This is a genomic window from Alcaligenes sp. 1735tsa3, from assembly GCF_024134565.1.
In the GTDB taxonomy this organism is placed as follows: domain Bacteria; phylum Pseudomonadota; class Gammaproteobacteria; order Burkholderiales; family Burkholderiaceae_B; genus Alcaligenes; species Alcaligenes phenolicus.
The window spans coordinates 3,188,173-3,207,483 of record NZ_CP099862.1; the positions used below are offsets into that span (position 1 = coordinate 3,188,173).

At 56.9% G+C, this 19,311-nt stretch carries 11 protein-coding genes; 3 read left to right on the forward strand and 8 right to left on the reverse strand.

What is annotated here, in order from left to right; genetic code table 11:
- Both NIZ92_RS14775 and NIZ92_RS14780 read left to right on the forward strand, forming a co-directional pair.
- A complete protein-coding gene (locus NIZ92_RS14775) occupies nucleotides 1-195 on the forward strand; it encodes a hypothetical protein (RefSeq protein WP_035271967.1) in 195 nt (64 codons plus the stop codon).
- A 21-nt stretch (nucleotides 196-216) separates the two neighbouring features.
- Nucleotides 217-2,394: a phosphocholine-specific phospholipase C gene (locus tag NIZ92_RS14780; RefSeq protein ID WP_254002177.1), complete on the forward strand. Its 2,178-nt coding sequence runs from the start codon at nucleotides 217-219 to the stop codon at nucleotides 2,392-2,394.
- A gap of 160 nt (nucleotides 2,395-2,554) precedes the next feature.
- Here NIZ92_RS14780 and NIZ92_RS14785 read toward each other — a convergent pair whose 3' ends face one another.
- The 5 genes from NIZ92_RS14785 to NIZ92_RS14805 form a co-directional block, all read right to left on the reverse strand.
- The gene (locus NIZ92_RS14785) at nucleotides 2,555-3,031 is read right to left on the reverse strand and encodes a hypothetical protein (protein WP_035271962.1); all 477 of its coding nucleotides are present in this window, start codon (nucleotides 3,029-3,031) and stop codon (nucleotides 2,555-2,557) included.
- 24 nt (nucleotides 3,032-3,055) lie between these two features.
- Nucleotides 3,056-3,604: a hypothetical protein gene (locus tag NIZ92_RS14790; RefSeq protein WP_035272160.1), complete on the reverse strand. Its 549-nt coding sequence runs from the start codon at nucleotides 3,602-3,604 to the stop codon at nucleotides 3,056-3,058.
- A 63-nt stretch (nucleotides 3,605-3,667) separates the two neighbouring features.
- Nucleotides 3,668-4,441, reverse strand: coding sequence for an OmpA family protein (locus NIZ92_RS14795; RefSeq protein WP_254002178.1), 774 nt, complete (start codon nucleotides 4,439-4,441; stop codon nucleotides 3,668-3,670).
- 74 nt (nucleotides 4,442-4,515) lie between these two features.
- Nucleotides 4,516-11,835, reverse strand: coding sequence for a YadA-like family protein (locus NIZ92_RS14800; RefSeq protein WP_254002179.1), 7,320 nt, complete (start codon nucleotides 11,833-11,835; stop codon nucleotides 4,516-4,518).
- Entirely contained in the window at nucleotides 11,832-13,028 is a 1,197-nt protein-coding gene (locus NIZ92_RS14805; protein ID WP_254002180.1) for an EAL domain-containing protein, read from the reverse strand. The genes NIZ92_RS14800 and NIZ92_RS14805 overlap by 4 nt, the downstream gene beginning before the upstream one ends.
- Nucleotides 13,029-13,692: 664 nt before the next feature.
- Here NIZ92_RS14805 and NIZ92_RS14810 point away from each other — a divergent pair.
- Entirely contained in the window at nucleotides 13,693-14,256 is a 564-nt protein-coding gene (locus NIZ92_RS14810) for a recombinase family protein (protein WP_035271953.1), read from the forward strand.
- 99 nt (nucleotides 14,257-14,355) lie between these two features.
- Here the strand turns inward: NIZ92_RS14810 and gspF are convergent, their stop codons facing one another.
- From gspF to gspD, 3 genes are read right to left on the reverse strand one after another with little or no spacing between them, the layout of a single operon-like run.
- Nucleotides 14,356-15,558: a type II secretion system inner membrane protein GspF gene (gspF, locus tag NIZ92_RS14815; protein ID WP_254002181.1), complete on the reverse strand. Its 1,203-nt coding sequence runs from the start codon at nucleotides 15,556-15,558 to the stop codon at nucleotides 14,356-14,358.
- Between the two features lie 14 nt (nucleotides 15,559-15,572).
- Entirely contained in the window at nucleotides 15,573-16,991 is a 1,419-nt protein-coding gene (gene gspE / locus NIZ92_RS14820) for a type II secretion system ATPase GspE (protein WP_042487051.1), read from the reverse strand.
- Nucleotides 16,988-19,300: a type II secretion system secretin GspD gene (gene gspD, locus NIZ92_RS14825; protein WP_254002182.1), complete on the reverse strand. Its 2,313-nt coding sequence runs from the start codon at nucleotides 19,298-19,300 to the stop codon at nucleotides 16,988-16,990. Before gspD ends, gspE begins: the two co-directional genes overlap by 4 nt.
- Nucleotides 19,301-19,311 lie beyond the last annotated feature (11 nt).

The following is a 19,311-nucleotide window of genomic DNA, read 5'->3' on the forward strand; positions in this document are numbered from 1 at the left end:
ATGACTCCCAAGAACACCTCACTTACCTTCGAGCGCCTCAAACGCGCATCTGTCTTGCTGATGTTCTGCGGGCTGCTGGCTGCCTGCGGTAGCGGCGGCGGTAGCGGTTCGGATGACACCGGCTCGCCGGAAGGACCGACCGAACCGGGCAAGCCCACTCCAGAACCTGCGCCGCAACTCAAATGCGCCCCTTGATTGATTAAGAGATTAAGCACAATGACTTCACGCCGCACATTCCTACGTAACATGACGGGTGCCAGCCTGGCAGCCGGCTCTCTGGCCGCCTTTCCTCCCAGCATCCGCAAGGCGCTCGCCATCCCGGCCAATAACAAGACGGGCACCATCAAGGACGTAGAGCACATTGTGGTTCTGATGCAAGAGAACCGCTCCTTTGATCACTACTTCGGCACCCTGAAAGGCGTACGTGGTTTTGGTGACCGCTTCACCATTCCACTGCCCAATGGCCGCAACGTCTGGCAGCAAAATGTCAGCTCGACCGAAACCGTGATGCCTTATCACCTGGACAGCACCAAAGGGAATGCCCAGCGTGTCAACGGCACCCCGCACTCCTGGTCGGACGGTCAGGCGGCCTGGGACCACGGCCGCATGGCTTTCTGGCCCAAGCACAAGAACCGCCACTCCATGGGCTTTTATCGCGAAGCCGAAGTACCCTTCCAGTTCGCCATGGCCAATGCTTTCACCCTGTGCGATGCCTACCACTGTTCCATGCACACGGGCACGAACTCGAACCGCATGTTCTTGTGGACCGGTACCAATGGGCCCTCGGGCAGCGGCGAATGTACGGTGAACAACGCCTGGGACAGCCTGGGCCCCTCGCTACTGGGTTACGAGTGGAAAACTTACCCCGAGCGTCTGGAAGAAGCCGGCATCAGTTGGAAGGTGTACCAGAACCTGCCTGACAACTTCACCGACAACTCCTTGGCAGGTTTCAAGCAATACCGTCGTGCCAACGAGAAGTCCGGTCACCCGCTGACTCACCCACCCTACGAACCCTCGGACAATATCGGTAATCCGCTGTACAAAGGCATCGCTAACACCATGCCCGATGGCGGTTTCTTTGGCCAGCTGCGTAAAGATGTAGAAGAAGGCAATCTGCCCCAGATCTCCTGGGTGGTGGCGCCCGCCAATTACTCCGAACACCCAGGCCCATCAAGCCCGGTGCAAGGTGCCTGGTACACCCAGGAACTGCTGGATGCTCTGACAGCCAACCCCGAGGTCTGGAGCAAGACCGTACTGCTGGTCAACTTTGACGAGAACGACGGCTTCTTTGACCACGTGCCTTCGCCCTCCGCGCCATCCATTGATCCGGTCACCGGCAAGCCCGCAGGCAAAACGTCCTTGAGCGAAGACGAAATCGCGTTCGAATACTACAACTACCCCAGCCCCAAAGGTCTGTTGGGCCAGCCCCCCCGTGACGGCAAGGTCTTTGGCCCCGGCGTGCGCGTGCCCATGTACGTGATCTCCCCCTGGAGCCGTGGCGGTTGGGTGAACTCGCAAGTGTTTGATCACACATCCGTCATCCGCTTCATGGAAGAACGCTTCGGTGTGATGGAGCCCAATATCAGCCCCTACCGCCGTGCCGTGTGTGGCGACCTGACTTCGGCCTTCAACTTTGCCAGCCCGAACGACGAGCCGCTGCCTACCTTGAACGGCCGTCGCAGCCGTCAGGAAGCCGACTCCATCCGCAGCGCACAAGAGCGCTTGTCCCAAGTGCCTCAGCCCGTGGACAACCAGCGTATTCCCGTACAGCAAACCGGTGTGCGTCCATCGCGTGCCCTGCCTTACGAACTGCACGTCAGCGCCCGTTGCGACAGTGAAAAAGGCGTACAACTGCTGTTCTCCAACACAGGTAAGGCCGCCGCTGTTTTCCACGTCTACGACAAGCTGAACCTGGACCGTATCCCACGCCGCTACATGGTCGCTCCCGACCAGATTCTGGACGATGTGTGGGACGTGCAGGCGAACAATCTGGGGCACTACGACCTGTGGGTACTGGGCCCGAATGGTTTCCACCGCCACTTCCGTGGTGATGTCAGCGTATTGAGCCAGCCCAAAGCCGCCCGTCCAGAAATTCGCGTTTGCTACGAAGTGACCAAGGGCGACATCTATCTGGAAATGATGAACGGCGGCCAGTCTGCCTGCACCTTCACCATCCAGTCCATGGCATACCGCGAAGACGGCCCATGGGAAGTCACCGTGGAACCAGGCAAGCAAGCCAAGCAATCCTGGGTTCTGAAATCCAGCGGTCACTGGTACGACTTTGTGGTGCGCAGCAACAGCGACCCAAGCTACTACCGTCGTTTCGCTGGCCGCGTGGAGTTTGGCGAGCACGGTGTCAGCGATCCGGCTCTGGGCATTCCGGCTTACCTGTAAGACTTAAACGCTGTGCATCTATAGTTCTCTATCGTCTGACTATGTGTGCGTGCGCACCACGCACACGTTTTGCCCCGATGCCTTTGCTTGGCATCGGGGCTTTTTTTATTGATTGTGAGTGATGTCAAACGGGACCTGAAAGCCCGCTGATCCAGCAAGCTTAGCGGGAAAAGCGCGACCGTAGATTCAAGCCAATGTAATGCCTTCTACGTTGCCGCTTTCTTTTCGTCGCCACTCTTTCCTCTTTGACCTGGACCGGTATCCGGGCGCTGCCCAACTCCACAACCGCGCGCAAAACAGCAGAGTAAGCAGTACGGGCAGGCAAGCAAACGTCAGCCCCTGCATACATAGCACGCTCACTGGACAAGGGGGACTCATCGGCCAGAAACAGAATGCCAACATTATCCAGCTGCCGCATCGCGGAAATAACGGCGTACACATCAAACGCGCTCTCGCCCTCCCCGTCAATAATCAGAATGCGCAAGCGCTTTCCGAAAGTGGCAAGGTCTGTAGGACTGGTTGCTACCGTCGTGCACACCCCGGAGCCGGCCAAATAATCATGCAGGGCCAGCATATCGCCCACACGCGATGATGCAGGCTGTGCAATCAGTAGAAAAACCACATCAAAATCATACATAGGGCGCGATACGCAGTCCTGTTATCACCGACCACCCTGCATCAATTTAATAATGGCCTGTGTATGCTGGGCGTTCTGGGTTCCGATCAGCAAACGCCCATCGGAAATCGTTTCACTGATACGAGCCACACTGACCAACTGCCCCTGCACACTCAAGAGCAGATAATGCCCTCGTGCCTGAGCCGTGACACTGCGCAGTTTGCTAATGCCGTTCTGGTTCATCTCCAGTAGCAAAAACGTACCTTGATCCTGAGTGGTCACAGGGGTGACGCGGTGCAGATCGGATTGCGTCAAAACAGGCTGGGGCAGCGCATACAGCGAGGTTCCCCCCACATCCACGGCCACCAAGGGCGCTTCTGCTTTCTCTTGCGCCAAATGCAAGGTAATAACAGTTTGAGCTTGGGCACGTGAGGCCGTCGGTGCCGCCGTGCTGGCATTGGTCGAACCACCCGCGCCTTGCATGACAGGCGGTGCTGGATCTACAGGTTCGGAAATATGACGAGGCATGGTTTGCTGACAAGCAGCCAGGCCACCAGCCAGAATCAACACCGCTAATTTGTGCAGAATATTCATTGTTTTCTCGATCACGGCACACACCCGGCCAAGACGGGTGCGTGCCTGGTTGCCGCATCCAACTTAACGTTGGCCTTGAACTTCGATATCGACCCGACGATTCGGTGCCAGGCAGGCAATCAAATCACTGCGATTGGGCTGATCACACTGCACAAGGGGGCGGTCCTGACCAAAGCCTTGCGTCACAATTGCGGCGGCTGGAATGCCCTGGGCGGACAAGGCCTGTCGCACCGTCTGGGCACGTTGTTGCGACAAGCGCTGATTCGATGCCGCACTTCCAATCCGATCTGTATGGCCGGAAACCGTCACCCGTTCGATGTCGGACATTTGCTTGAGCTGGCCTGCAATATCACGAATCGTGCTCAGACCGGCGCTGGTCAAGGTCGCACTGCCAAACGCAAAGGCCACGTCCCCGGAAAGCGAAAATGGCTGAATGGTTTTGGTTTTCGGCGCCGCATCCAGAACAGAAGCACACTCACTAGGCTTCCAGTAAAAGCTGCGACCCAGCTTGTCCTGATCAAACAGCACCTTGAACTGACAAGTCTTGATGCCCTGTGCCGTGTTGAAGTGGAACAGGTAATCCCACTCCCGAACCTTGAAGCCTTCGGCAAAGTGCGGACGACCCAGCAGGTCATACAGCTGATCGCGAGTCACGCCTTCCCGGACCTGACGCAGATTGTCGATATTCGGGTAAGAGCCCGTGTGAAAAGTCGCTTTATCCACTTCCGGAAACACCGGGTTTTCCGTGTGGCCCTCCGAGTCCACCTGACTCAAGGTTCCGCAACCAGCAAGCACCAGACTGCCTAGCAAAGCAGCCCCAAACCAATTTTTCTTCATGATCTGAATTCCTTCAAAAGTGTGTGCTGTGCATCGGCGCCAAGGCGCCGATGCACCATAGAGTCAGGGCCGACTTACCATTGATAACCAATACCCACGGCACCACCGTAATCACCGCGCGAGGTGGTATTGCCCGAGAGCTTGTAAACCCACTTACCGTTATCGGTAATACCGGAGAAACCAATGGCCATACCGGACTCTCCACGCCAGGTACCGCCGGCCATGGACATCATGTGCTTGCCCGGCAAGTAAGCCTGAGGCAGAGACGCTGTTGCCATCGCGGCCGCCACACCTGCACTTAAGCGGTTATCCAGACGATTGATATCGTGGCGAATATTGTTGATCTGGCCTTGCAGATTGCCCGCCACCTGATTCAACTGGCTTACGTTGACCGCATCGGTGTCATTCACGCCCGCCGCCACATTGGTGATGTGCTTGCCGGACATATTGATGCCGTTCTCGTTGATGATCGGACCACCGTTATTGATCTGAATTTCATCGGCCTGAACATTTACTGCCGTAATGGAATTGACCTTCAGATCCTGGGACACCGACACCTTGATATCAGCGCCAACGGTCTGGCCTGCATCATTGACCCGGTCCGTCTTGGAGATAACGATGTTGTCCCCTTCAACAAAGCCCACCGTGTTGCCATTGTGGATAGGCGTGCCGTCACCGGAACCATTATTGCCACCACCTGTGGAGCCGGAACCATTGCCGTTGGAACCACCGGTATTGCCGCCTTCCTTGCCATCCGTCGGTGCTTCAACATTCCAGTGCATGCTGTCCAGAACATCTTTCAAGGAGGAATGCTGGCCACCGTTGTAGGCAAACGAGCCGTTTCCATCCAGACCAATGAAGGACTCGATAGGCTGGAGCTGACCATAATTGACGGCATCCGTCGGATTGCGACCGGCGGCAACATTGGTGATGCGCATATCACCTGCGTTGATGCCAGCCAGGGTGATGCTCGGGCCATTATTGATGGTCAGGCCGGTGTTACCCAGGTGTACGTCGTTTCCTACCGCAACCCCTGCGTTGTTGATGACGGTATCGCCGGTCTTCAGGCTGCCATCAGCACCCAGATCAATGTCCTTGTTCAGCTTGACTTCAACTTGTCCGGAATCATCAGTGCCTGTCTGCTCAACTGTGACATTCTTGTCACCGACAAAGGCAACCTGGCCGTTCGGGCCAATATTGGCGCTGTTGCCATCCGCATCGGTCACATTCCAGCCAGCGCTGGCAACGTCATTGACTTGCTTGAGCTGATCTTCGGTGGCCGCCTGACCGCTGGTGTAGTTGTCCGGATCCCAAGTCAGATTGGTCAGTCCGCCGATTCGGCCGGTATCACCATTGATCGTGACCGGGTTTGCTCCGCCCACCACGACCTGCGTGCTGCCGATAGCCGTGCTGTTACCGGCCGCATCTGCCACCGTGATCGAACCTGCGCCTACGGTAGTCGTGTCACCGGCGGCATTGCTGACCGTGGTGCCTGCCGCAGTCGTGGAGGTCTTGTTACCTGCCCCATCATCCACAGTCAGACCGTCGTTGTTCACGACCGTGTTTCCTGTCTTCAGGCTACCGTCTGCGCCCAGATCAATATCCTTGTTCAGGTTGAAGGCCAGGTCCGTGCCATCACGAGAAATGTTGATGTTGCCGTCCGTGTTACTGAAGTCCACCGAGGCGCCAGGCTTCACGTTTTCAGTAGCACCACCATTAGCGCTGATATTCCAGCCTGCGTTGGCAACCTCTGAAACTTCTTTCAGCTGCGATACGTTCACCGCATCGGTGTCATCCGTACCTTCGGCAAGATTGGTGATCTTCTTGCCGTTCATATTGATGCCGGCACCGTTAATCACCGGTCCACCGTTATTGATGGTGATGCTGTTCAGATCCGTCAGATCCTTAGCCATGACCAGGTTCAGCTTGTTGCCGTCGCTATCAACACGCAGGTTCTCACCCGTGGACTCTGCGCCCTCAGCCAACTCACCTGAAATAGTCAATGGCGTGTTATCGCCCAAGGTCTTGGCGATGGTACTGCCAGTGTTACCCGCAAAACTCAAGCCATCGGCCTGGGTGGCGATTTCGTTACCCTTGTAAGTAACATCGCCGCCGTTATTGACCACAAAGTTGTCGCCCAAACGGGTTTCGCCCGTAACAGTCAGGTTGTTAGTGGTGATGCTATCGCCATTGACGACCGTATCACCCACAGTGACGCTGTCACCGTTGATCACGGTGTCGCCCACCGTAATGCTGTTGCCTACGGTCAGATCATCAGCCAGATTGAAAGCCAGATCAGTGCCGGTGCGCGTGACGGTGATGTTGCCATCGTCATTGCTGAAGTCCACCGATGCTCCGGGTTTGACGTTCTCAGCAGCAGCACCATTGGCGCTGATATTCCAGCCCGCATTGGCAACGTCCGAGACCTCTTTCAACTGCGACACATTCACCGCATCGGTATCATCCGTGCCAGCATCCAGATTGGTGATCTTCTTGCCACTCATATTGATGCCATCGCCGTTGATCACCGGGCCACCGTTATTGATGGTGATGCTGTTCAGATCCGTCAGGTTCTGGGCCATGACCAGGTTCAGCTTGTTGCCGTCACTATCAACACGCAGGTTCATACCCGTGGACTCTGCGCCCTCGGCCAGTTCACCCGAGATAGTCAACGGTGTGTTCTCACCCAAAGTCTTGGCAATGGTGCCGCCGGTGTTGCCCGCAAAGCTCAAGCCATCATTCAGGTTGGCGATCTCACCACCCTTGTAGATAACGTCGCCGTCGTTGTTGACTACAAAGTTGTCGCCCAGGCGGGTTTCACCCGTAACAGTCAGGTTGTTGGTGGTGATGCTATCGCCATTAACAACCGTGTCCCCAACCGTGACGCTGTCACCGTTGATCACGGTATCACCTACGGTAATGCTGTTACCCACGGTCAGATCATCGGCCAGATTGAAAGCCAGATCGGTGCCATCACGCGAGATGACGATGTTGTCATCATCATTGCTGAAGTCCACCGAAGCACCGGGTTTCACGTTTTCAGCTGCACTACCATTGGCACTGATGTTCCAGCCTGCGTTAGCAACGTCCGAGACCTCTTTTAACTGCGACACACTCACCGCATCGGTGTCATCCGTACCAGCGGCCAGATCGGTAATCTTCTTACCGTTCATATTGATGCCGTCACCGTTGATCACCGGACCACCGTTATTGATGGTGATGCTGTTGATGTCTGTCAGGTTTTGAGCCATCACCAGGTTCAACTTGTTGCCGTCACTATCGACACGCAAGTTCGCACCCGTGGACTCTGCGCCTTCGGCCAGTTCACCCGAAATGGTCAGCGGTGTGTCATCGCCCAGCGCCTTGGCAATGGTGCCGCCGGTGTTACCCGCAAAACTCAAGCCATCGGTCTGGGTCGCTACTTCGCTACCCTTGTAGATAACATCGCCCGCGTTGTTGACCTCGAAGTTGTCACCCAAGCGGGTGGCACCCTCAACAGTCAGGTTCGTGGTCGTGACACTATCGCCATTGACGATGGTGTCGCCTACGGTGACGCTGTCACCGTTGATCACGGTGTCGCCCACCGTAATGCTGTTGCCGATGGTCAAATCATCAGCCAGGTTGAAAGCCAGATCGGTGCCCGTGCGCGTGACGGTGATGTTGCCATCGTCATTGCTAAAGTCTACCGAGCCACCGGGTTTGACGTTCTCAGCAGCTGCACCATTGGCGCTGATGTTCCAGCCTGCGTTGGCAACCTCTTCAACATCCTTCAACTGCGACACGTTCACCGCATCGGTGTCATCCGTACCAGCGGCCAGATCGGTAATCTTCTTACCGTTCATATTGATGCCGTCACCGTTGATCACCGGACCACCGTTATTGATGGTGATGCTGTTGATGTCTGTCAGGTTTTGAGCCATCACCAGGTTCAACTTGTTGCCGTCACTATCGACACGCAAGTTCGCACCCGTGGACTCTGCGCCTTCGGCCAGTTCACCCGAAATGGTCAGCGGTGTGTCATCGCCCAGCGCCTTGGCAATGGTGCCGCCGGTGTTACCCGCAAAACTCAAGCCATCGGTCTGGGTCGCTACTTCGCTACCCTTGTAGATAACATCGCCCGCGTTGTTAACCTCGAAGTTGTCGCCCAAGCGGGTGGCACCCTCAACAGTCAGGTTCGTGGTCGTGACACTATCGCCATTGACGATGGTGTCGCCCACCGTAATGCTGTTGCCGATGGTCAAATCATCAGCCAGGTTGAAAGCCAGATCGGTGCCGGTACGCGTGACGGTGATGTTGCCATCGTCATTGCTGAAGTCCACCGAGCCACCCGGTTTCACGTTCTCCGTGGCAGCGCCATTAGCGCTCACATGCCAGCCCTGAGCTGCGTACTTGATCGCGTCGTGCACCGTGTTTTCACCGGTGTCACCGATATTGCTCATGCTCAGACTGCCATCAGAGGCCAGCGTGGCATTGCCGCCCAGGATGTTTTTCGTAGTGTTGGCCACATTACCCAGTACCGAATTCGTGGCATACAACTGGCTGCCATTGATCGCATCTGTGCTGCTGGCGCTGATCCGGCCCGCGGCCACATTCGTTAACGTACGTTTTTCCTCGTCCGTACCCACGCTGACGGTAGCAACAGGACGATCCCCGGCAAAGTTACCGTAAGTCAGCCCGTTCAAAGAGGCATTCGAGGTGCCAACCGCGCCTGCTGTCTCTGCACCATCGCCCAGCGCTACCGAACGTGCATTGCCAGCACGTGCGCCCTGACCAATAGCGACGGCACGGTCGGCCGTGCTGCGGGAACCGTCACCCAGCGCGATCGCCTGCCGCTCAAGAGCCCAAGCGTCCCGGCCTTGTGCAATCGATGCCTCGCCAAAGGCATGAGCGCCCTTGCCCTGTGCCTGCGCAAAGTCGGCCGTAGCCTCGGCCTCACGACCTACCGCGATGCTGCTATTGAACTGGGCAATGGAGTCCGTTCCCAGCGCAATCGAATCGCGGTTCTTGTCCTGATTTTCGACATCAGGATTAGATTGGCCGGAGCGAGCGTTAGTACCCATTGCAATACCGCGCGCCGCAAAGGCTTTGGCATCCGTACCGCTGGCTTGGGAATTACCGGCTGTTGCCTGTGACCGAGTACCAAACGCCATGGCGTCATTAGCCGTTGCCGTCGCGTTGCTACCCTGAGCGATACCGCGAGCCGCATTTACCACCGAATTTTTACCGATCACAATCCCTTCCACGGCTGTGGAACTGGATTCTGTACCGATCACAATCGAGTTCTCGACCGAGGGACCGTTTGCCTGACGATCTGTGTAGGAATCCCGGCCAATGACAATGGAGTTCTTGTCACGGCTGACAACGTGCGTACCAATTGCCACGCCGCTCTCGTCCCGCGCTTCAGATTGGGAGTTACCGATAGTCGTGGAGTTCAGCCCCAAGCCCTTGATGTTGTGGCCCAGCACAACAGATGACGCTCCCTCTGCCCCTGCCATATGCCCGATGGCAACGGAGTCCTTCTCCTTGGCGGTCGCATCCGGGCCGATGGCAATCGAATCAATGGCGGAGGCAGCAGCACCATTATTATTCTTGTTGCCCTTGTCCACACCACCATCATTGACGCTGAAGTAACCAGTCTTGCTATCGGCAATCTGCTGGCCCCAGTCCTCGCCAACCTTCTCGGCCAGCTTTTCATAATCCACAGTCGCACCCAGCGTCACCTGATCAACAGCCGACTGCAACTGGCGCACGTTGACAGCATCGGTGTCATTGGCACCGTCTTCCACGTTCACTATACGACGAGTGAACTCACTGCCCGACTGGCTGCTACCAACGGAAACGGCACTGCCATTGAAGCCTCTATTGGTGAACTTGCTCAAGCCAGACACATCGCTTTGTGCGGCATGCGAGTTCAAACCCAGGGCTACAAAATTGCTGTCTGCATGTGCATTAGGACCAATGGCTGTACCCGTTCCCAATGCCGTTGTCTGACGGCCCACCGCAACCCCGGTATTACCGGCAATCGCCTTGTACCCAATCGCCACGCCTTCTGTTTCAGCGCCGGAGTCCTCACCAATACCGATCGCACGGTTTGATGACAGCCCCCGATTCGCATTCTTGCCCAGGCTGACATTGCTATCGCCAATGATATTCTGGCCAGCATCTCGGCCAAGTGCCACGTTCTCGTTGCCATCCACGCCATTGCCGGTGCCATCACCTAGCGCCACATTGAACTGACCTTTGACGTTCTGACCACTGGCCTGACCGATGGCTATATTGTGCGAACGATCACCCGGCAGATGATTGCCAGTCGCCCGGCCAGCACCATTACCGATAGAGATATTGTTTTCTGCATCAGCCTGAGCATCCAGACCCAAGGCGATCCCGTTAGCCCCGCTGGCCTGTGCCTGCATACCCAAGGCAAGCGCATTATTTCCACTCGCCGCTGCTTCGCGGCCTACCGCAACGCTGGCCAGACCGCTGCTCTGACTATCCTTGCCAATCGCAATGGCCGCCTCCGGTTTGGGTCGACTGTCTGCGCTGGCGACACTGGCACCGTCACCCAATGCAATCGCGCTCTGGGCATCGGCCAAAGCGCCCTGCCCTGCAGCGATACTGCGATCACCCTCTGCCTTGGACTCAGGGCCAATTGCAATGGATTCTTCGCCGTTCGCCTCTGCGTCAGGCTGCTCTGAATTGGCACGGAAATACTTCACACCAGGATTGGTATCATCCACACCCAAGGCGGTCAGACGATCGTTGATCGTCACCAACCCTGCTTCAGCCGTTCCAATGCGGCTGCCATGATCAGCAATAAGCGTTTCATTGTCCGAGATTCGGGTGTCATGGGCCGTAATGGCCGTTTCATTATCCGTAATCCGGGTGTCATGACCCGTAATGGCCGTTTCATTATCCGTAATGCGAGTCCCATGATCCGTCAGAGTGGACTCATTGCTCGTGACCCGCCCTTCCAGCCCATCAATCTTGCCGGTATTGGTCTGCACCTCAGCGGACGTAGCATTGAGCTGCGCCTGGGTCGCCACAGACTCACCACCCACCGTAATCTGATCGGCACTCAAGGCGCCGGAGATCGTCAGGCTACTCAACCCCACGATGCTGCCACCACCCGTAAACCGGATGGTGCCGCCTGGGCTGGTGAAGTCAATGAGGTTGTTCTGACCATCGCCAGGAATCTCGACCGCGGCCCAGGCATTGCTCATCGCCAATGCGCTTGCTGTCAACAAGGCACCCCATCCCATGCGTGCGGAAAAAGACGCACGCTTTCCTCCTTTGACGCACGAGGAACTGCGCTTGCCTTTGGCTTTCTTGTGCTCAGAAACGGCAACAAATGTTCCCGTTTGCTCATTCCAGATGGTTTTGTAGACGTGATTCATCTCTGTTCCTGATCCTTTAAGGAATACGTGTTGAGTGCTACGTGTGTGTGAGTAGGGTTGAAACTGTCTCGAACGCACAAAGGCTCCGCCCCCTCCCAGGGGGGCAGTAGGCAGGGAGGTTCTATGAAGTAGCCTTGGACGGCGTGCACGCCGGCATCGACGCTCAACTGGAAATCCAGGGCAGTCTCAATTCCTTCGGCGATGACGTATTGGCTGATGCCACGCGAGGCATGAACCCAAGAATGAAGGGCAGCAATGCCGTCCCTGTCCCGTGCCTGATGCACCAGGGACTTATCAATTTTTATGACCTGGGGACGGATCTGCCGAGCCAGATCCAAGGTATTGAATCCGGTCCCAATATCATCAATGGCAACTTTGCAGCCCAGGCCGCGCAAGGTGCGCAGCAGGCTAATGGCGGCTTTCTGATCAAAGACAGAAGCCGTTTCGGTAATTTCCAGGGTCAAACGGCTGGCCAGCTGTGGCGCATCGCGCAGCACCGCAATCAGCAGCCGCCACCACGGCCCCTGCTGCAAAGACAAGGGGGAAATATTGCAGGCAAGGTGAACATCCGGATAACGCTCCAGCACCTGTACCACCGACCACAGAACGCTGGCATCCAGGCGTTCGGTCACATGCAAGCGCTCTATGGCCTGAACGACCTGCGCACAAGAAACGGGCTCAGTACTGTTCTGCGCATCATCCCAGCGCAACAGCACTTCGTAGTACAGAACCTGCTCGCGATCCTGCACAAAGACCACAGGCTGAAATGACAGGGCTACCTTCTCGTCCCGCATATCTGCAAAGAAACGAGTCGCCAGAGCCATGTCGCGCCGAGTCTGCTCGCAAACAGGAGGCTCAAGCTCGGAGAAGGCAATAGTGCTGGCCAGAGACTGCAAATGAGACAGGCAAACCGGACGGTCGCCCGATGCTTCAACCCAGGCCGGAACAACATTGACCAGGATACGGTCCGAGCCGCAGCGAACGGGCTCGTAGCACAGCGCCGCTTTGACTCGTTCCAGAAACAGGTCCTTGTCAAACTGGGTGGGCAGACGACAATTCGTCAAGCCAATCAACACCACTTGATCAAGCACCAGGATGTCGCTGCGTGCTATGCCGTAGGGACGCAGACGCGCCGAAATGGCGGACAAAAAGGCTTGCTGGAACAGGCGCGCATCATAGGCCTGGGCAAGCATTGCCAGTCTTCGCAAGCCTAAAAGCAAATAGCTGCTTGAAGGAGTAACTTGCTGCAACCAGCAGGACAATGACTCTAGCGACTGGACGCCCATTACGCGCCCCGCATTGTCAGTTGGCACTGTGGACGCTGAGCGTGAATCAGCGTCTGGCTTTCAACCTGGCAGCGGTCAAAAAGCCTCCTTTATGTCAACATCCATTCCATAACAAATAGACACGTTTGTACGTGAAAATTACGCTGAAAAGGATCATTTCGATGCGCTATTCGGTTGGGACTAAAAGGAGGCTTCTTGTCAAAATCGCAAGCCTATTTACGCCTTTTCTTAACCATTGTTGACGCTTGCCTATGGCTGGCTGCAACGTTCTTCAGAAAGTGCATCGGCCAGACCTGCTTCGTGTTGACACACATGTGGCCGCCGCTAACACTTAATCAGTATCTGCATCTGAAACACAGCGTTAATAAAAAATTACGTAATAGTTTTTATTGCAGTACGAGCTACCTCAATCGCCGTTTACGTGGCAGCAGGTTTGCATGCGGTTAGTAAAACTTGACATCGCGTGGCCAACATTCCACTGGACCATCTTGGGTTTACTAACATCGATTGCACTGAGATGTAGTCGAGTGGGAGGGGGGAGGCTGCGCTTTGCGCTAGGAAGATGGGTACTATGAGTAAGAAATATGGATATGCACGCGTTTCAACACAGGATCAAAACCTGGACCTACAGATCGCGGCTTTAAAAAAGGTGAATTGTGATCATATCTATACGGATAGAGGGATATCCGGGGCTAAAGCAACACGTCCAGGATTGAATCATCTGCAGCGAAAACTGAAATCGGGTGACACGCTTATTGTCTGGCGTCTGGATAGGCTGGGCCGATCACTACGCTATTTGGTCGACACGATCGATCGTTTAGGCAAAGAGAATATCCATTTCATTTCCTTGACGGAAAATATAGACACAACAACATCGGGTGGTAGATTGCTGTTTCATATGATGGCCGCCCTGGCTGAGTTTGAACGCTCGCTGATTAGCGAACGCACTCGCGCAGGAATGGCAGCAGCGCGTGCCAATGGCAGGCCACTAGGCAGACGTCCTGCCTTATCACCCGCCCAACATAAAGAAGCCCTTATTGCGTTGACCAATCAAGTTCCGCTGGACATCGTTGCCAAAAAATATGACGTACATCCCAGGACGATACGCCGCATCAAGGCCATGGCCTCGACATAGCGGGCTCAACGCAAGTGACTTTATTAGTCAGCATTGCCGCCAGACAACTAGGTGGCGGCAATGATCTGTAGGGGAACAGGGCAAGCACCCTACCGCCTTTTACTGCACCAGCTGATTCATCTCGATAATTGGTAGCATCACGGCCAGAACAATCAACAGCACCAAACCACCCATCAGCAAAATCATCAAAGGTTCCAGCAAGGCGGTCATGGTCAGGGCTTTGCGCTCCAGCTCGGTTGATAAGGTCGTCGCGGCCCGATCCAGCATGGGTGCCAGTTCGCCGGTTTTTTCACCGCTGGCAATCAGTTGGACTAATAGCGGCGGGAACAAGGCACTGCGCTGCAAGGCGGTCGCCAAAGGCAGACCCTCGCGCACATGAATAGCGGCCTGATTCACGGCCTCGCGCAAGGCCAGATTGGACACAGTACGCCCGGCCGCTTCCAGAGCATTCAGCAAGGCAACATTGCTGCCAGCCAGAATGGCCAGCGTGGCAGCGAAGCGAGCGGTATCCACACCCAGCAAGTAGCCCCCCAGAACGGGTACGCTTAACAGACGCCGATGAAAGGCCAGCTTCAAGGTCGGCTGTCGCAGCAAAAAAGCCACCAGGCCAGCCGCCAGTAAGAGCACAACAAATAACACCAGGCCCCATTCACGCAGCAGATCACTGGCGCTGATCATGACCCGAGTCAGCATGGGCAGTTGCTGTTTGGCTTGGGTGAAGGCCCCTACCACTTGCGGGACGACGTAGCTCAGCAAAAACACCACCATCGCCACCGAAATCAGACTGACAATGGCAGGGTAAATAAAGGCCGTCAGCACCTTGCCACGAAGGGCGCCGCTATCCTCGATAAAGCTGGCCAAACGATCCAGCACTTGCTCCAGCTCGCCCGACTGCTCCCCTGCTCGTACCAATGCCCGATAGATTTCCGGGAAGTCGCGCGGGTGATTCGCCAAGGCATCACTCAAGCTTTGCCCTGCCCGAATATCCGCACGCAGGGCTGCCAGCAATTGCACCAGAGGCCGACGCGTCGCCTGCTCGATCACCACTCCCAGGCTGGCCTCCAGAGACAAGCCCGCCGCCACCAGACTGGCTAACTGACGAGTCAGCCAGGATAACTCGGTACGACGCAGACCCGCACTGCGAGCACGGGCAGCGGCTCGGCTACGGCCAGCCTTCAAGGAAACCGTCAGCAGACCTCGGGACAGTAATTGCTGACGCGCCAGCCGTTCACTCTCGGCCTCCAGCACACCCCGCTCGCTGCGTCCGGCCTGATCCACCGCCTCATAGTGATAGGTACCCATGCTGTTTCACCCCTCTATAACTCGCGCGTGACGCGCAATACTTCTTCAGGGGTACTGATGCCCTGCTCTACCCAACGCTGGGCGTCCTCGCGCAAGCTGCGCATGCCCGACTCACGCGCGGCCTGACGCAAGGCAGGTTCGGCCCCGGCAGCATTCAACAAGTGCTGGGCACGTTCATCGATGCGATACAGCTCGTGAATCCCGGTACGGCCTTGATAACCCGTGTGAGCGCAATGCTCGCAACCATCAGGACTGGCCCGATACTGCCCGTGCTCGGCAGGCTGACGACAATGTCGGCACAGCTTGCGTATCAGCCGCTGGGCCAGCACCCCACGCAAGGTAGACGCCAGCAAGAAAGGTTCCACACCCATATCGACCAAGCGAGTCGCGGCGGACACGGCATCGTTGGTGTGCAAGGTGGCCAGAACCAGGTGGCCTGTCAGAGAAGCCTGCACCGCAATCTGTGCGGTTTCCAGATCCCGAATTTCCCCGATCATGATGATGTCCGGGTCCTGTCGCAATATGGCACGCAAGGCACGTGCAAAGCTCAACTCAATACGGGGATTGACCTGCGTCTGGCCTACGCCGGGCAAGTCATATTCAATCGGATCTTCCACCGTCAGCACATTGCTGCGGGCTGTATCGACACGGCCCAGAGCAGCATACAAGGTGGTGGTCTTGCCACTGCCGGTAGGCCCGGTAACCAGCACAATGCCGTGTGGTTGATGAATCAGCTCATCGAGCTGAGCCAGGATGTCCGGGGCCATGCCCAGACGCTCCAGCTCCAGTTGCCCGGCGGACTTGTCCAGCAAACGCATTACGGCGCGTTCGCCATGCCCGGTAGGCAAAATCGAGACACGCAGATCCAAGGCCCTGCCCCCCACTTTCAGGGCAATCCGGCCATCCTGGGGCAGGCGTTTTTCGGCAATATCCAGGCTGGCCATAATCTTGATACGGGACACTAAAGCACCATGCAAGGCTCGACGCGGGCTGACGATATCGCGCAAACGGCCATCCACCCGGTACCGCACGACCGAATGGGTTTCATAAGGCTCCAGGTGTATATCACTGGCACCGTCCCGCACCGCCTGGGTGAACAAGGCGTTGATCATGCGGATGACCGGCGCATCGTCCTGATTTTCCAGCAAGTCGGTGACAGCGGGCAGTTCCTGCATCAGACGATCCAGGTCTACCTCGTTGGCGGCCGCATCCACCACGCTGGCGGCATCGTCGCCCTGTGCGTAACTGGCATCAATCAAGGTATCCAGTTCCGCATCAGGCACTTGGCGCTCGTCCAGCTCGGGGTAGCGTCGCCGCAATTCCACCAAGGCCCAATCCGGTGTGCGTTCGCTAATGACCAGCGTACCCACACCTTGCTGCTGCGTCAGCACCGCACGGTGCTGACGTGCCCAGGAGTACGGCAGGCGGGTCATAAGGTCTCTCGCAAGTCCACGGTTCCGGACGAGCCTGCGGCCTGCGGCAAGACCATGTGTCCCGCATCCGGGTGGAACCAGGTGGAGCGATCCGGCAAGCCTGTCTGCACGGCACGCATGTAGTTGTAGCGGTCCAAAGACAGGCTTTGGCTATCTTGGGCATTACGCACAATATGAGGGCGCAGGAACACCATCAAATTGGTTTTGGTACGCTTGCGTTTCTCGTATTTGAAGAGGTTGCCCACCAGCGGAATGTCGCCCAACAAAGGCACGGACTGCGTGCCGTCCTCAATCGAATCTTCCAGCAAACCACCCAGCACAATGATCTGACCATCGTCCACCAGCACATTGGTACTTAGCGCACGTTTACGCGTGACAGGCGAGTTGGCCGACACCGACATGGCGGTATCAATGCTGCTGACCTCCTGATACAGCGCCATCTTGACGGTGCCGCCTTCGGAAATCTGCGGGCGCACCTTCAGGGTCAAGCCCACGTCCTCACGCTGAATGGTCTGGAAAGGGTTACTGGCCCCGTCACCCGTGGTGGTGTATTGCCCTGTCACAAAGGGGACGGTGCGGCCCACCATGATGCTGGCCTCTTCGTTATCCAGTGTCATCAGGTTTGGCGTGGATAGAATATTGGTGCCCCCTTGGCGTTCCAGCGCACGCGCCAGAACACCCAGATTGACCACCTGCTGGCCCAGCACATTCACCGTGCCTTTCACCACACCCAAACTTAAACCGGCGGCCAGCGAATCCAATGTGGTTGCCCCGGCCTTGGTGATGCCGCTGCCGCCCAGATTGGCACCGCCCACAAAGCCCGAACCACCGTCCGCGATATTGCCGCCGCCCGTCATCCACTGAATACCGAACTCGGCAGCATCCTCTGCATTCACTTCCACGATCAGGCTTTCCACCAGCACCTGAGCACGACGTTGATCCAGCTGATCAATCACTTCACGCAAGCTTCGGTAGACCGGATCGGGAGCGGAAATAATCAAAGTATTGGTGGATGGGTCGGCTTGCACGGTCGCACCACCCGCGCTGAAGGCCACAGTGCCGCTGGCATTGTTCGCAGCGCTCAAACCCAACTCCCCTTGGGGCTGCTGGCCCGTTGTCGCCGAGGTCGTCATGGCCTTGGCACCGCCCGTGGTGTTGGTATTGGTGTCAGGAGCCAGACTATTGTTGTTTTGCTGCTGATTCCCTGTGGACGCATTCCCCGAACCCGATTGCCCGGTCAAGGCTGCTCGCAACACTTCGGCCAGCTGCACGGCCTGGGCATTACGCAAATAGACCACGTGCAAATTGCCCTTATTGCTTTCCGGGCTGTCGATACGGCGTATCAGATCGCGCGCCAGATCCAGACGGGCCGGACTGCCTGCCCGCACCAGCACGGAATTACTGCGCGGATCAGCCACTACGGTAATGCGCTGCGCCACATCGTTGCCGGGCGTGTCCAGCATTTGCGAAGCCAGTGCCGCCACGTCCAGAGCTACTCCGTAATCAATCGGGATGATGTCGGTATTCAAGCCTGCGGGGGTATCAATCCCGGCAATCACCTGGGCAATACGATCCAGATTGTCGCCATAGTCCGTCACGACCAGAGTGTTATTGGACGGGTAGGCATTGATAGGGTTGTTGGGCGAAATCATGGGCCGCAACACAGGCACCAAGGCCGTGGCGTTTTCATAACGCAGGGTGAACACACGGGTTTCCAGCTCGCCGCTACCGCTGGCCCCGGCACCGGCGGCACGCACGGCACCACCTTGTTGACGCGCTTCGGCTTCGGGCACCACGCGGCTGACCTTGCCATTACGCAACACGGCAAACCCTTGCATGCGCAGGGCAGACAACAGCATCTCGTAGGCGGTACGGGCATCGACCGGTACTTCGGACACCAAAGTCAGTTGTCCTTTTACGCGAGGGTCCACGATGAAGTTCTGGCCGGTAAAACGGGCCAAGGCAGCCACAACCCCATCCAGCTCGGCATCCACAAAATTCAGCGTGATGTCGTTGCCTTGCGGGAACTCGGCCGGGTCGGGCAAGTCGATCGGGGCGGCACTGCCCCCGACACGTTGTGGAACCCGACGTGTCACGGCCGGAGGCGAGGTATTGCTATTGGCAAAGCGCGGGTCAGCCTGAGTGCTACGAACGGGCGTCTTGCCTACCGAGGCAAAAAACGAAGAAGGATCGGGGCCGGGCTCAGGTTTCTGACCATTGCTCGCACAGGCGCTCAACAGCACGGCTGCACCCAGGCCTAAAAGGAAGCGAGGCCGCAGCCCAGGAAGTCGTTTAGTCAAGGTACTCATAGTCAAAATAT

What these genes read in the sequence shown, in the direction of transcription:
- NIZ92_RS14785 (WP_035271962.1), bottom strand. Translation starts at nt 3,031, where the DNA reads ATGTATGATTTTGATGTGGTTTTTCTACTGATTGCACAGCCTGCATCA.
- NIZ92_RS14780 (WP_254002177.1), top strand. Translation starts at nt 217, where the DNA reads ATGACTTCACGCCGCACATTCCTACGTAACATGACGGGTGCCAGCCTG.
- NIZ92_RS14805 (WP_254002180.1), bottom strand. Translation starts at nt 13,028, where the DNA reads ATGCTTGCCCAGGCCTATGATGCGCGCCTGTTCCAGCAAGCCTTTTTG.
- NIZ92_RS14775 (WP_035271967.1), top strand. Translation starts at nt 1, where the DNA reads ATGACTCCCAAGAACACCTCACTTACCTTCGAGCGCCTCAAACGCGCA.
- gspD (WP_254002182.1), bottom strand. Translation starts at nt 19,300, where the DNA reads ATGAGTACCTTGACTAAACGACTTCCTGGGCTGCGGCCTCGCTTCCTT.
- NIZ92_RS14795 (WP_254002178.1), bottom strand. Translation starts at nt 4,441, where the DNA reads ATGAAGAAAAATTGGTTTGGGGCTGCTTTGCTAGGCAGTCTGGTGCTT.
- NIZ92_RS14810 (WP_035271953.1), top strand. Translation starts at nt 13,693, where the DNA reads ATGAGTAAGAAATATGGATATGCACGCGTTTCAACACAGGATCAAAAC.
- NIZ92_RS14790 (WP_035272160.1), bottom strand. Translation starts at nt 3,604, where the DNA reads ATGAATATTCTGCACAAATTAGCGGTGTTGATTCTGGCTGGTGGCCTG.
- gspE (WP_042487051.1), bottom strand. Translation starts at nt 16,991, where the DNA reads ATGACCCGCCTGCCGTACTCCTGGGCACGTCAGCACCGTGCGGTGCTG.
- gspF (WP_254002181.1), bottom strand. Translation starts at nt 15,558, where the DNA reads ATGGGTACCTATCACTATGAGGCGGTGGATCAGGCCGGACGCAGCGAG.
- NIZ92_RS14800 (WP_254002179.1), bottom strand. Translation starts at nt 11,835, where the DNA reads ATGAATCACGTCTACAAAACCATCTGGAATGAGCAAACGGGAACATTT.